This window comes from Endozoicomonas sp. SESOKO1 (genome assembly GCF_024606265.1).
Taxonomy (GTDB): domain Bacteria; phylum Pseudomonadota; class Gammaproteobacteria; order Pseudomonadales; family Endozoicomonadaceae; genus Endozoicomonas.
This window is the reverse complement of the sequence record NZ_JAHHPP010000149.1, coordinates 1-12,930: the sequence shown is the minus strand read 5'-3', so window position 1 is coordinate 12,930 and position 12,930 is coordinate 1. Positions and strand designations below refer to the sequence as shown.

The window sequence follows — 12,930 nt, the reverse complement described above, 5'->3', positions numbered from 1 at the left end:
GCCACGTCTGACCTGAACGATCTGTATCGTCGGGTGATCAACCGTAACAACCGTCTGAAGCGTCTGCTGGACCTGAATGCACCTGATATCATCGTCCGTAACGAAAAGCGGATGCTGCAGGAGTCCGTTGACGCGCTGCTGGATAACGGCCGTCGTGGTCGTGCCATCACCGGTTCCAACAAACGTCCCCTGAAGTCTCTGGCTGACATGATCAAGGGTAAGCAGGGACGTTTCCGTCAGAACCTGCTGGGTAAGCGTGTAGACTACTCTGGTCGTTCGGTTATTACCGTGGGTCCTACCCTGCGTCTGCATCAGTGCGGTCTGCCCAAGAAGATGGCGCTGGAACTGTTCAAGCCATTTATCTTCGGTAAGCTGGAAGCCAAAGGTCTGGCTACCACCATCAAAGCCGCCAAGAAGATGGTTGAGCGGGAAACCCCTGAGGTGTGGGACGTTCTGGCCGACGTCATCCGCGAACACCCGGTCATGCTGAACCGTGCGCCTACCCTGCACCGTCTGGGTATTCAGGCGTTCGAACCGGTACTGATCGAAGGTAAGGCGATTCAGCTGCACCCACTGGTGTGTGCCGCCTATAACGCCGACTTCGACGGTGATCAGATGGCGGTGCACGTTCCTCTGACGCTGGAAGCCCAGCTGGAAGCCCGTGCCCTGATGATGTCCACCAACAACATCCTGGCACCCGCCAACGGTGAGCCAATCATCGTACCTTCCCAGGACGTGGTACTGGGTCTGTACTACATCACCCGTGAGCGTATCAATGCCAAGGGTGAAGGCATGGCCTTCGTTGATATCGACGAAGTGATGCGAGCCTACCGTACCAAGGCCGTTGATCTGCATGCCCGTATCAAGGTGCGTGTCCATGAAAAATACCGGGACGGCGAAGGTGTCGACCACGATAACCATTTCCTGGCTGACACCACCGTGGGTCGGATGATCCTGTGGGATATCGTGCCTGAAGGCCTGCCTTTTGCCCTGGTTAACCAGGCCATGAAGAAGAAGGCGATCTCCGGCCTGTTGAATGCCTGTTACCGTCGGGTGGGTCTGAAGGAAACCGTTATCTTTGCTGACCAGATGATGTATCTGGGCTTCCAGTACGCAACGATTTCCGGTACCTCCATCGGTGTTAACGACTTCGTTATTCCTCCAGAAAAGGCGCGCATCATTGATGACGCCAACGAAGAAGTAAAAGAGATCGAAAACCAGTTTGCTTCTGGTCTGGTCACTGCCGGTGAGAAGTACAACAAGGTTATCGATATCTGGTCCCGTGCCAACGAAATGCTGGCCAAGCGGATGATGGATAACCTGAAGTCCGACACGGTGATCAACAAGCAGGGCGAGGAAGAAGAGCAGGAATCCTTCAACAGCGTCTACATGATGGCGGACTCCGGAGCCCGGGGTAGTGCGGCACAGATTCGTCAGCTGGCGGGTATGCGTGGTCTGATGGCCAAGCCAGACGGCTCCATCATCGAAACGCCGATTACCGCGAACTTCCGTGAAGGTCTGAACGTACTCCAGTACTTCATCTCCACCCACGGTGCCCGTAAGGGTCTGGCAGATACCGCTCTGAAAACAGCGAACTCCGGTTACCTGACCCGTCGTCTGGTTGACGTTGCCCAGGATCTGGTGGTGACTGAAGACGACTGTGGTACCAGCGACGGCCTGCTGATGACGCCGCACATTGAAGGCGGTGATATCGTAGAGCCATTGGGTGAGCGTATTCTGGGCCGTGTGGTGGCAGAAGACGTACTCAAGCCAGGCAGCGACAGTGAAATTGCCGTACCTGCCGGCACCCTGGTTGATGAAATGTGGGTGAAGCGTCTCGAAACCATGAATGTTGACGAGATGCGCGTACGCTCCCCAATTACCTGTGAAACTCGTCACGGCATCTGTTCCAAGTGTTACGGCCGTGACCTGGGTCGTGGTCACCTGGTGAACAAAGGTGAGGCTGTGGGTGTTATCGCTGCCCAGTCCATCGGTGAGCCGGGTACACAGCTGACGATGCGTACCTTCCACATCGGTGGTGCCGCATCCAGAAACGCAGCGGCAGACAGTGTAACCATTAAGAACAAAGGTTCTATCCGTCTGCTGAACCTGAAGTCGGTTGAGCGTAAGGACGGCACTCTGGTAGCGGTCAGCCGTTCCGGACAGCTGGCCATTGCTGATGAATTTGGCCGTGAGCGTGAGCGTTACAAGCTGCCTTATGGCGCGATGATTTCAGTGAAGGACGGTGACCAGGTAGAAGCGGGTCAGACCGTGGCCAAGTGGGATCCACACACTCACCCGATCATCACGGAAACCGCAGGTATCGTTGAATTCCAGGGCATGGATGAAAACATCACCGTGAAGACGCAGACGGATGAACTGACCGGTCTGTCCAATATGGAAGTGATGGATCCGAAGGATCGTCCTTCTGCCGGTAAGGATATTCGTCCAGCCATTCAGCTGAAAGACGCCAATGGTAACGAGCTGAAGCTGCCAGGTACTGACGTTCCTGCCCAGTACTTCCTGCCAGCGAACGCCCTGGTGAACCTGGTGGATGGTGCCACGGTGGAAGTGGGTGCGGTACTGGCCCGTATTCCTCAGCAGTCTTCCGGTAACCGGGACATCACCGGTGGTCTGCCAAGGGTTGCTGACCTCTTTGAGGCCCGTAAGCCAAAAGAGCATTCTATCCTGGCGGAAATCTCCGGAACCATCGGCTTCGGTAAGGAAACCAAAGGTAAGAAGCGTCTGGTGATTACACCGACTGACGGTACTGATCCTTATGAAGAGCTGATTCCAAAATGGCGTCACCTCAACGTGTTTGAGGGTGAGCAGGTAACCCGTGGTGAAGTTATCTCCGACGGCCCGACCAATCCACACGACGTATTGCGTCTGCTGGGTGTTGGTGAACTGGCTCGCTACATCGTTAACGAAATCCAGGACGTATACCGTCTGCAGGGTGTAAAGATTAACGATAAGCACATTGAGACCATTCTGCGTCAAATGCTGCGTAAGGTAGAAATCACCGATACCGGTGACTCGACCTTTATCCGTGGTGACCAGCTGGAGTACACACGCCTGCTGGAAGAGAATGATCGCGTGAACCGTGAGAATGGCTTCCCAGCCAAGTTCGAGCGTGTGCTGCTGGGTATTACCAAGGCATCTCTGGCAACAGAATCCTTTATCTCTGCAGCTTCCTTCCAGGAGACCACCCGTGTCCTGACCGAAGCGGCAGTCACCGGCAAGCGCGATTACCTGCGCGGCCTGAAGGAGAACGTGGTCGTTGGTCGTCTGATCCCTGCAGGTACCGGTCTGACTTACCACGCTGAACGTCGTAAGGGACGAGAAGAAGTTGAGTTTGAGGCTCCCGCCAAAATATCCACATCCGATGCCGAACAGGCACTGTCTGATGCTTTGAACTTTGGTGAAGTTTAATTGCTGAGGCGTTAAAGGCAGGCCTGCCTATAACATCCAAAAAAAGCCACCGGTCCGGTGGCTTTTTTTTGTCAGATGAAAAATAACAATATTCCGGAACCAATGTTGGTAATGAGCTGACTTTATTGCTGATCAGCGTTCTGAGTCATCCAACGGATATTTTACGCTTAGTTGACGGTGTGTGTAGCTATACAGGGGAACTGGTGTTTCCTTTTATCACTCTAAATACCCGGTTTGTGTCTGTCATGCCAATAACGGCTGGGTTCATCCAGCTGATCCTGGGTTTTCAGGGGAGTGGGTTATGGACGCGTTAGCAGTCAACACCGTTGGTTCACGGCATCTTAGCCAACCCTGCCCAGCCGGAGGCAGAGGTCATTTTCAGAGTGCGAGGGCCTGGGTGTGGGATGTATGTGTTCCTGCGACCAAAAAGCTGTTGCCTGCTGTTGAAAGCACTTACCGGGAGAATAAAACCTGGTGTGATCGGTTAGGCGGGGTGGCTGTGGTTGTTGGTGTTTGCACCGGCATGATTTCCTTCTCTACGCTTTGTTACCTTGGGAGTGGTTTTGCAGCGGGTTCGCTATATTGTCGGGGATCAATGAAGGAAGAGCTTGCTCCTGATGTGACGATAAATGGGACTCTACCCACGCCGTCCGGGCTTTTGGAAAATAGCCGGTGCTCAAAAGCAGACATCGTAGCGCTGATGAAAGTCATCGATGATCTGTTAATGAAACTTACCGACATGAACGCCAGGGTAGATGCTCTAACGGCAGAAAGGACTATGGCTGCGGTTAATCGATTGCATCAGGAGGCATCCAGGAAGAAGGGTGTAATCACACAAGTCCCGGAGGATGATATCAGTTTGAAAGTGAAAGAAGCTCTACAGATTGCGAGTGTGATAAGACCGCGCATCTATCTCGCGTTGCTGCATGAGCTTTCAGGGATAAATTCATCTGGAGATGAAATAAATGGCATTGTCAGTGGGATTCTGGGGAGGAGTTTTCACAACCCATGCCCTGAAATCCGCCGAAAGCATCGAGCCGATTATGAACAACTGGCGGACGCTTTTCTTGCCTCAGGCAAAGCGAATGCCCAGGGTGAAGTAAGATGGCCTGGGTCGCAAAAGGTTCAAATTGATATTCTTCATGGGATCACGGCCCCGTGGATGATAGCGGGTGAAGGCAGGGCGCATGAGGTGATGCATAAAATAGATAAAGCTGCCAGTGTGGCATTTCACCAGTGGAAAATGGCTCGTAAAGGTACGGTTGAAGCAACGTCTTAACTGGTTTGATACTTGTGTATAATGCCGGGCCTGTAGTCGTTTTTATTTGATGTTCTTTTATGCGCAGACTCGATCTTATTCTTGTGGATCAGGGTAAAGTTTCTTCCCGAAGCCGGGCCCAGCGATTAATCAGCGAAGGCAGGGTGAAAGTCCGGCAGTCAGGTGGCTGGGAAACGCCGGTCAAGGCAGGTCAGAAATACCCTGACCGGGTTGAGATAGATATCTGTCTGGATGAGGCTGACCAGTTTGTCTCCCGTGGCGGGATGAAGCTGGCAGGGGCACTGACGGTGTCCGGTATATCCCTGGCAGGTGCAACCGTGATTGATGTGGGGCAGTCAACCGGAGGGTTTACGGATTGTGCATTAAAGGCCGGGGCGTCCAGAGTCGTGGGGGTTGAAGTGGGGCATGGCCAGCTGGTCGAGTCGCTGCGTAATGATCCAAGAGTGGTTTGTCTTGAAGGGATGAATGCCCGTGCATTGCCCGCTGCACTGCTTGACCATACGTACCAGCAGCAAGGATTTGATCTTGCGGTTATGGATGTGTCGTTTATCTCCCAAACCAGGATTTTACCGTCGCTGGTGCCTCTGTTGAAAAAGGGAGGGCAGCTGCTCAGTCTGGTTAAACCACAGTTTGAGGTGGGACCCGGTGGTCTGGGTAAGGGTGGGATTGTCAGGGATTCGGGGTTGTTTCCAGAGGTTGAACAATCAATCAAGGCCTGCTGCATTGATCTTGGTTTGACTATTTGTGGTTATTTTGACAGCCCGATTACCGGAGGTGATGGCAATCGTGAGTTCTTTATCTGGGCTCAGCGCCGCTGATCATGGGCCCAGCTTCCATACTTTGATGGGCAGTGCGTAGTGTTTGATCAAGGTCAGCAGCCGTTGCCAGTGGGCGTGGTCTTCTGCGGTTTTGAGAATCAGAACAATCCCCGCTTTTTTTCCGGTCAGCATGCTGTAGTTCAATGACTGACCGATTGCTTCCGGCCACTTTCGGGCAAATTCAATCTCAATGGCGTATTGTTCCGTAAGGCAGTCAATACGTCGGCCATCTTTCAGGCGATGTTCTACCTTACCATCCATCCCCTCACACCAGACCTGCTGATACCATGACTCCGAGGGCTGTGCCTGACTCATCGTGGCTAATGCTGACATGGTCAAGGCTAACATGGGGCTGGCAATTCTGCTGAGTGCTGTGGTCATGATGTTTTCTGTCGTCTTTTCAGACTGTTTGCATCGGCAGGGTCGCGAAAAAAGAGATGCCTTTCCTGTGGTTGGTATTTCATCGCAGCAGGTGCAGGCAAGAGAGCGAATTTCAGGAACTTTTCATTATTTCCAAGTGTCCATGAAAGAAAAATTTATAAACACTAAGGAAATATTATGAATGTTGATGATGCAGCTACGTATCTTGCGATGTCTGGAATAAAAACGTTGAACGAAGTCAATGAAAGATCGCCTTCCGTCTTGCCCCGGTCAAAATGGATGAAATATTCAGTGATGGCCATTTCCGGTAGCTTAGGTACCACCTTGAGCCTGATACAATGCGCTCGGGAAGGCAGCAACTTGTCCCCTGTAACAGCGACCATACTGTCAACTAATATTATTGTTCTGGGTCAAGGTATCGCCGGTGTCTATTGCTATTCCTTTAAGTGACACAGGGAATATTTCCGTTGCCCGTTGCCCGTTGCCCGTAAAAGAATGGGGCTTGTGCTTTTGCGGGAAACGGGCAACGGGAAACGGGAGGCGACCAAAAGACTTATGAATTAAAAAATAATGTTCTTGATATCATCATCCTTTCGATCCAGGTAATGACTGGATTGGATGCGGCGGATGGTACGGGATTTTCCGCGCACCACCAACGTCTCGGTGGTGGCGATATTGCCCCTGCGCGTGATGCCCTGGAGCAAGTCACCCTTGGTAATGCCGGTGGCTGAAAAGACGACGTTATCGGAGCTGGCCATATCATTCAGGCGCAATACTTTTCCCGGTTCTACCCCCATCTCCCGACAGCGTTCCGCTTCCAGTCGGCCTGCTGCAATATTCTCCGGCGTTTCACCCTTGGCCTCGTCACGGGTTACCAGGCGACCGTGCATATCACCGCCCAGGGCGCGGATAACGGCGGCGGAAATCACGCCTTCCGGTGCTCCGCCCACGCAGTACATCAGGTCAACTTCGCTCTCGGGCATGCAGGTAAGAATAGAAGCAGCAACATCCCCATCAGGAATGGCAAATACGCGAACCCCCATACTCTGCATCATGGCGATGGCGGTATCATGGCGTGGTTTGGCCAGGGTGATGACCACCAGGCTTTCGATGGGCTTGTGCAGGGCGCGGGCGACATTGTGGATATTCTCACGCAGTCCCAGGTTCAGGTCGATCATGCCCCTGGCGCCCGGTCCACAGACCAGCTTCTCCATGTACATGTCCGGTGCTTTCAGAAAGGAGCCTTTTTCACCGGCCGCCAGAACAGCAATGGCGTTGTTCTGGCCCATGGCTGTCATGCGGGTGCCTTCAATCGGGTCAACAGCGATATCGATGTTTTCCCCGTTGCCGGTGCCGACTTTTTCACCGATGTAGAGCATGGGTGCTTCGTCGATTTCACCTTCGCCGATCACAATCTCGCCATTTATATCGACTTTATTCAGCATGGTGCGCATTGCTTCAACAGCGGCACCGTCAGCAGCATTTTTATCACCTCGTCCAAGCCATTTATAACCGGCCAGGGCGGCGACTTCGGTGACCCGTGAAAATTCGATTGCCAGTTCGCGTTTCATTGAGTTTTAAACTTTGAGGGTGTGTGGGGTGGCGACTTTAGCATATCAGGTGATGCCCTGGCAGCGCTTATCCGTCAACCGGGGAAGTGGCCGGTGGCAATGGCAACTTGAGAAAGAGTATTTGGATCATTGGGTTATCTGTCTTTGTCAGCTTACTTGTGTTAACGTTGAGGGCGTATTCCCTCTTTCAGGTTTATTGTTAACCTGCCCTGATATAGTAAGAATCCCCCGTTATGCAGGCTCTTTTGCCAGACTAAGGGTTATTTTTTGCTTTATATGGCTGAATCCTCTACTTGACGTTGCTTTCAACGATCCGTAAAATTTCTGCGCTTTATTTTGCCTGTGGTCCGCTTTTTGTGAGCGAGTTGTGCGCGATCAGTGGACGGGTTGCTTAAGCCGGTTTCTGTCGGCTTTTGCTGTTTAAAGCAGGAGTCTGGACGGCTATTTCCTCTGACAGTTCAGGCTCAACACTTAGAAACGGTTCTCGAATAGAGATTGGAGTTTGCTGGATGGCAACCATTAACCAGCTGGTGCGCAAGCCCCGGAAGCGTAAGGTTAGAAAGACGGACGTGCCTGCGCTGCAGGCCTGTCCTCAGCGTCGCGGGGTTTGCACCCGTGTTTATACTACTACCCCTAAGAAGCCTAACTCGGCGCTGCGTAAAGTATGTCGTGTGCGTTTGACCAACGGCTTTGAAGTGACTTCCTACATCGGTGGTGAAGGTCACAACCTGCAAGAGCACAGTGTGGTCCTGATCCGTGGCGGTCGTGTAAAGGACTTGCCAGGTGTTCGTTACCACACCGTTCGCGGTAGCCTGGATACCCAGGGTGTTAATGACCGTAAGCAGGGCCGTTCCAAGTACGGTACCAAGAGACCTAAGGGCTAGAAACTGGTTGTAAGAAACCAGTGTCAAGCCGGGTAAGAATTTTTTTAATATCAGGTTGATGAGAGTAAGGCCAGGTCACTGCTTTTTTGTATCGAAAAAGTCATTGATTGATCCTGGATTACCTGAAGACCGACGTAGAGGGCTTATCAATGCCAAGAAGACGCGTAGTCGCTAAGCGCGACGTGCTGCCAGATCCTAAGTTTGGCAACAAAACACTCACAAAATTCATCAACCACGTGATGGTCAGCGGTAAGAAATCTGTCGCTGAAAAGATCGTATATGGTGCGCTGGACGTTGTTCTGGAGCGTACCAATAAGGAGCCGCTGGAGCTGTTCGAAAAAGCTCTGGAAACCATTGCTCCTATGGTAGAGGTCAAGTCTCGCCGTGTTGGTGGTGCCACTTACCAGGTACCCGTTGAAGTTCGTCCTGCCCGTCGTACTGCCCTGGCCATGCGCTGGCTGGTAGACGCTGCGCGCAAGCGTGGTGAAAAGTCTATGAAACTCCGCCTGGCCGGCGAACTTCTGGACGCTGCCGAAAGCAAGGGCGCAGCCGTTAAGAAGCGTGAAGACGTGCATCGCATGGCTGAAGCCAACAAGGCATTCTCCCACTACCGTTTCTAAGTATCAGAGGATTGAGTCGTGGCCCGTAAAACCCCGATCAACCGCTATCGCAACATTGGTATCTGTGCCCATGTTGACGCGGGTAAGACAACGACCACAGAACGTGTTCTGTTTTACACCGGTCTGAGCCATAAAATCGGTGAAGTTCATGATGGTGCCGCCACCATGGACTGGATGGAGCAGGAGCAGGAGCGTGGTATCACCATCACTTCTGCGGCTACTACCTGTTTCTGGCGTGGTATGGACGCTCAGTTTGATGAGCACCGTATCAACATCATCGACACCCCAGGACACGTTGACTTTACCATCGAGGTAGAGCGTTCCCTGCGGGTACTCGACGGCGCTGTCGTGGTACTGTGTGGTTCTTCCGGTGTTCAGCCCCAGACTGAAACCGTATGGCGTCAGGCTGACAAGTACGAAGTTCCCCGTATGGTCTTCGTTAACAAGATGGACCGTACCGGTGCTGATTTCGAAATGGTGATCAGCCAGCTGCGTGACCGTCTGAATGCCAACGCTGTGCCTATGCAGATGACCATTGGCTCCGAAGACGAGTTCAAGGGTGTGGTTGACCTCGTGAAGATGAAATCCATCATCTGGAACGAAGAAGACCAGGGTATGAGCTTCACTTACGAAGACATTCCTGCTGACATGGAAGAGCTGTGCGCAGAAATGCGTGAGTACATGGTCGAAGCTGCCGCTGAAGCCACTGAAGAACTGATGGAAAAATACCTCGAAGAGGGTGATCTGTCAGAAGAAGAGATCAAGGCCGGTATCCGTGCCCGTACTCTGGCGAACGAAATCATCCCGGTGTTCGGTGGCTCTGCCTTCAAGAATAAGGGTGTGCAGGCGGTTCTGGACGCCGTGATCGAGCTGATGCCTTCGCCAAAAGAAGTCAAGGCGATCGAAGGTGTTCTGGACGACGCAGAAGGCACGGTTGCCACTCGTGAAGCAGACGACAGCGCTCCTTTCTCTGCCCTGGCGTTCAAGATTGCCACCGACCCGTTCGTAGGCACTCTGACCTTTATCCGTAACTACTCCGGTGTTTTGAGCTCCGGTGATTCGGTTTATAACCCGGTCAAGAGCAAGAAAGAGCGTGTTGGCCGAATGGTTCAGATGCACGCTAACAACCGTGAAGAGCTGAAAGAGTGTGTCGCCGGTGACATCGTAGCCCTGATCGGTATGAAAGATGTCACCACCGGTGACACCCTGTGTGCCATGGACAGCGTTATCACTCTGGAACGAATGGAGTTCCCTGAGCCGGTAATCTCCGTTGCGGTTGAGCCTAAGACCAAGGCTGACCAGGAAAAAATGGGTATCGCCCTGGGCAAACTGGCCCAGGAAGATCCATCTTTCCGCGTACACACTGACGAAGAGAGTGGCCAGACCATTATCTCCGGTATGGGTGAGCTGCACCTGGACATCATCGTTGACCGTATGCGTCGCGAGTTCAAGGTAGAAGCGAACATTGGTAAGCCACAGGTTGCCTACCGTGAGAAGCTGAAAGGCTCTGTTGACGCCAACCACAAGTTTGCCAAGCAGTCTGGTGGTCGTGGTCAGTACGGTCACGTTGTTGTTGAGTTCTCTCCTGCTGCTGATGGCGAAGAAGGTCTGGAATTCATCAACGAAATCGTGGGTGGTGCGATTCCGAAGGAATACATCCCGGCTATCCAGAAAGGTATCGAAGAACAGATGAAGAACGGCGTTATCGCCGGCTACCCACTGCTGGGTCTGAAAGCTCGTCTGTACGATGGTTCCTTCCACGATGTTGACTCTAACGAAATGGCGTTTAAAATCGCTGCTTCGCAGGCTCTGAAGAAATACGCGCCACAGGCCAAGCCTGTCCTGATGGAGCCTATGATGAAGGTCGAGGTGGTAACACCGGAAGACTACATGGGTGACGTTATGGGCGACCTGAACCGTCGTCGCGGTATTGTTCAGGGTATGGAAGATACACCTTCTGGCAAGGTGATTAATGCTCAGGTGCCGCTGGGTGAAATGTTCGGCTACGCTACCGATCTGCGTTCAGCAACTCAGGGGCGTGCAACATACTCCATGGAATTCCATGAGTATGCCGAAGCGCCCGCCAGCATTGCTGAAGCGGTCATCAAAAACCAGGGTTGATATTAACTAAGGGGTTCTGACCGTCGGCTTCCCGGAAATAACCGTTTTTTTTATGTTTTTTTAACATGAGAAATTCTTTCCGGTGACAATGGCTGTTAGAATGCCCTGCTTGATATTGCTACCCTCGAACTATCTATAGCTAAAGGTTAAGAGACATGGCTAAGGAAAAATTTGAACGCTCGAAGCCGCACGTAAACGTCGGCACCATCGGTCACGTTGACCACGGTAAAACCACCCTGACTGCAGCACTGACTCGCGTATGTGCTGAGACCTGGGGCGGCACCATGCGTGCATTTGACCAGATCGATAACGCTCCAGAAGAGCGTGAGCGTGGTATCACCATCTCTACTGCACACGTAGAGTACGACTCTCCAAACCGTCACTACGCGCACGTAGACTGCCCAGGACACGCTGACTACGTTAAGAACATGATCACCGGTGCTGCCCAGATGGACGGCGCTATCCTGGTATGTTCTGCTGCTGATGGCCCCATGCCACAGACTCGTGAGCACATCCTGCTGTCCCGTCAGGTAGGTGTACCATACATCGTGGTATTCCTGAACAAAGCCGACATGGTTGACGACGAAGAGCTGCTGGAACTGGTAGAGATGGAAGTTCGTGAACTTCTGGATACCTACGACTTCCCAGGCGACGACACGCCAATCATCATCGGTTCTGCCCTGATGGCCCTGAACGGCGAAGACACCAACGAAATGGGTACTTCTGCTGTACGTAAGCTGGTTGAAACTCTGGACGAGTACATCCCAGAGCCAGAGCGTGCGATCGATCAGCCATTCCTGATGCCTATCGAAGACGTATTCTCCATCGCTGGCCGTGGTACTGTAGTAACTGGCCGTGTTGAGCGTGGTATCATCAACGTTGGTAACGAAGTAGAAATCATTGGTATCAAAGAGACTACCAAGACTACCGTTACTGGTGTTGAAATGTTCCGTAAGCTGCTGGACGAAGGTCGTGCAGGCGAGAACATCGGTGCCCTGCTGCGTGGTACCAAGCGTGAAGACGTTGAGCGTGGTCAGTGTCTGATCAAGCCAGGAACCGTTACTCCGCACACCACGTTTGAAGCTGAAGTGTACATCCTGTCCAAAGAAGAAGGCGGTCGTCACACGCCATTCTTCAAGGGCTACCGTCCACAGTTCTACTTCCGTACTACTGACGTAACCGGTGCTGTAGAACTGAACGAAGGCGTTGAAATGGTCATGCCTGGTGACAACATCAACTTCATTGCTACCCTGATCAACCCGGTAGCGATGGAAGAAGGTCTGCGCTTCGCGATCCGTGAAGGTGGCCGTACTGTTGGTGCTGGCGTTGTTGCCAAAATCATGGAGTAATACATTTTCTAACGAAAATGTATTCCCAAACCCCATAGAAACCCCGGCTTAGGCCGGGGTTTCTCGTTTTGGGGCTGGAAAAATATGGTATGCGCTCAAAAAGCCGTACTTGATCCACACGATAACCATTGCGCAGCACTCTCGATTTTCTGAGCCAATTCTGGGAATAGCCATAGCAATTATTTATGTTTGGTTGATATATATAAATGATGCATGAGTGGCGAAAGGGAGGAACTTTTATAAGAAAGCGTGGTCTTAAGCTGTAATTTGATAATTCAATAATTCAATGGATAGACTAACTTCTTCTCAATTAAATTCAGCCCCTAATGGCCTTTCTACTATTCAAGGCACACTTTTAGCTGAACCTGGTGCAACAGGCCAGGCTTTCTCCCGAATGGTTACTGAAGTTGGGCAACCGGTAACTGACCATAACATGACTGCCCAATCTACAAGTTCAGATAATCAAGGGTATTTA

The 12,930-nt window shown here is 52.1% G+C and carries 12 protein-coding genes; 10 read left to right on the top strand and 2 right to left on the bottom strand.

The window, feature by feature from the left end; all coding sequences use genetic code 11:
• The 3 genes from rpoC to KDK13_RS07325 all read left to right on the top strand — a co-directional run.
• A partial coding sequence (rpoC, locus tag KDK13_RS07335) for a DNA-directed RNA polymerase subunit beta' (protein ID WP_257284322.1) occupies window positions 1-3,432 on the top strand: 3,432 nt, incomplete at its 5' end.
• A gap of 301 nt (window positions 3,433-3,733) precedes the next feature.
• Window positions 3,734-4,711 carry a hypothetical protein gene (locus KDK13_RS07330; RefSeq protein WP_257284321.1) on the top strand — a complete coding sequence of 326 codons (978 nt, stop codon included), beginning with the start codon at window positions 3,734-3,736 and terminating at the stop codon, window positions 4,709-4,711.
• A 59-nt stretch (window positions 4,712-4,770) separates the two neighbouring features.
• On the top strand, window positions 4,771-5,529 hold the full coding sequence (locus tag KDK13_RS07325) for a TlyA family RNA methyltransferase (RefSeq protein WP_257284320.1): 759 nt from the start codon (window positions 4,771-4,773) through the stop codon (window positions 5,527-5,529).
• Here the strand turns inward: KDK13_RS07325 and KDK13_RS07320 are convergent, their stop codons facing one another.
• On the bottom strand, window positions 5,530-5,844 hold the full coding sequence (locus KDK13_RS07320) for a hypothetical protein (protein ID WP_257284319.1): 315 nt from the start codon (window positions 5,842-5,844) through the stop codon (window positions 5,530-5,532).
• A gap of 1 nt (window position 5,845) precedes the next feature.
• Here KDK13_RS07320 and KDK13_RS07315 point away from each other — a divergent pair, with 1 nt between their 5' ends.
• Both KDK13_RS07315 and KDK13_RS07310 read left to right on the top strand, forming a co-directional pair.
• On the top strand, window positions 5,846-6,091 hold the full coding sequence (locus KDK13_RS07315; RefSeq protein WP_257284318.1) for a hypothetical protein: 246 nt from the start codon (window positions 5,846-5,848) through the stop codon (window positions 6,089-6,091).
• Window positions 6,088-6,360 carry a hypothetical protein gene (locus KDK13_RS07310; RefSeq protein WP_257284317.1) on the top strand — a complete coding sequence of 91 codons (273 nt, stop codon included), beginning with the start codon at window positions 6,088-6,090 and terminating at the stop codon, window positions 6,358-6,360. The genes KDK13_RS07315 and KDK13_RS07310 overlap by 4 nt, the downstream gene beginning before the upstream one ends.
• A 110-nt stretch (window positions 6,361-6,470) precedes the next feature.
• Here the strand turns inward: KDK13_RS07310 and glpX are convergent, their stop codons facing one another.
• Window positions 6,471-7,481 carry a class II fructose-bisphosphatase gene (gene glpX, locus KDK13_RS07305; protein ID WP_257284316.1) on the bottom strand — a complete coding sequence of 337 codons (1,011 nt, stop codon included), beginning with the start codon at window positions 7,479-7,481 and terminating at the stop codon, window positions 6,471-6,473.
• Between the two features lie 509 nt (window positions 7,482-7,990).
• On the opposite strand from glpX, the gene rpsL reads away from it, so the two are divergent.
• The 5 genes from rpsL to KDK13_RS07280 form a co-directional block, all read left to right on the top strand.
• Window positions 7,991-8,365 (top strand): 30S ribosomal protein S12, encoded by a 375-nt coding sequence (gene rpsL, locus KDK13_RS07300; protein ID WP_257284315.1) that lies wholly within the window; start codon window positions 7,991-7,993, stop codon window positions 8,363-8,365.
• Between the two features lie 149 nt (window positions 8,366-8,514).
• Entirely contained in the window at window positions 8,515-8,985 is a 471-nt protein-coding gene (gene rpsG, locus KDK13_RS07295) for a 30S ribosomal protein S7 (RefSeq protein ID WP_252023808.1), read from the top strand.
• An 18-nt stretch (window positions 8,986-9,003) separates the two neighbouring features.
• Window positions 9,004-11,106: an elongation factor G gene (gene fusA, locus KDK13_RS07290; protein ID WP_257284314.1), complete on the top strand. Its 2,103-nt coding sequence runs from the start codon at window positions 9,004-9,006 to the stop codon at window positions 11,104-11,106.
• Between the two features lie 155 nt (window positions 11,107-11,261).
• On the top strand, window positions 11,262-12,455 hold the full coding sequence (tuf, locus tag KDK13_RS07285; protein ID WP_257284313.1) for an elongation factor Tu: 1,194 nt from the start codon (window positions 11,262-11,264) through the stop codon (window positions 12,453-12,455).
• Between the two features lie 286 nt (window positions 12,456-12,741).
• Window positions 12,742-12,930 (top strand): hypothetical protein (locus KDK13_RS07280; RefSeq protein WP_257284312.1); only part of this gene is annotated, 189 nt, incomplete at its 3' end.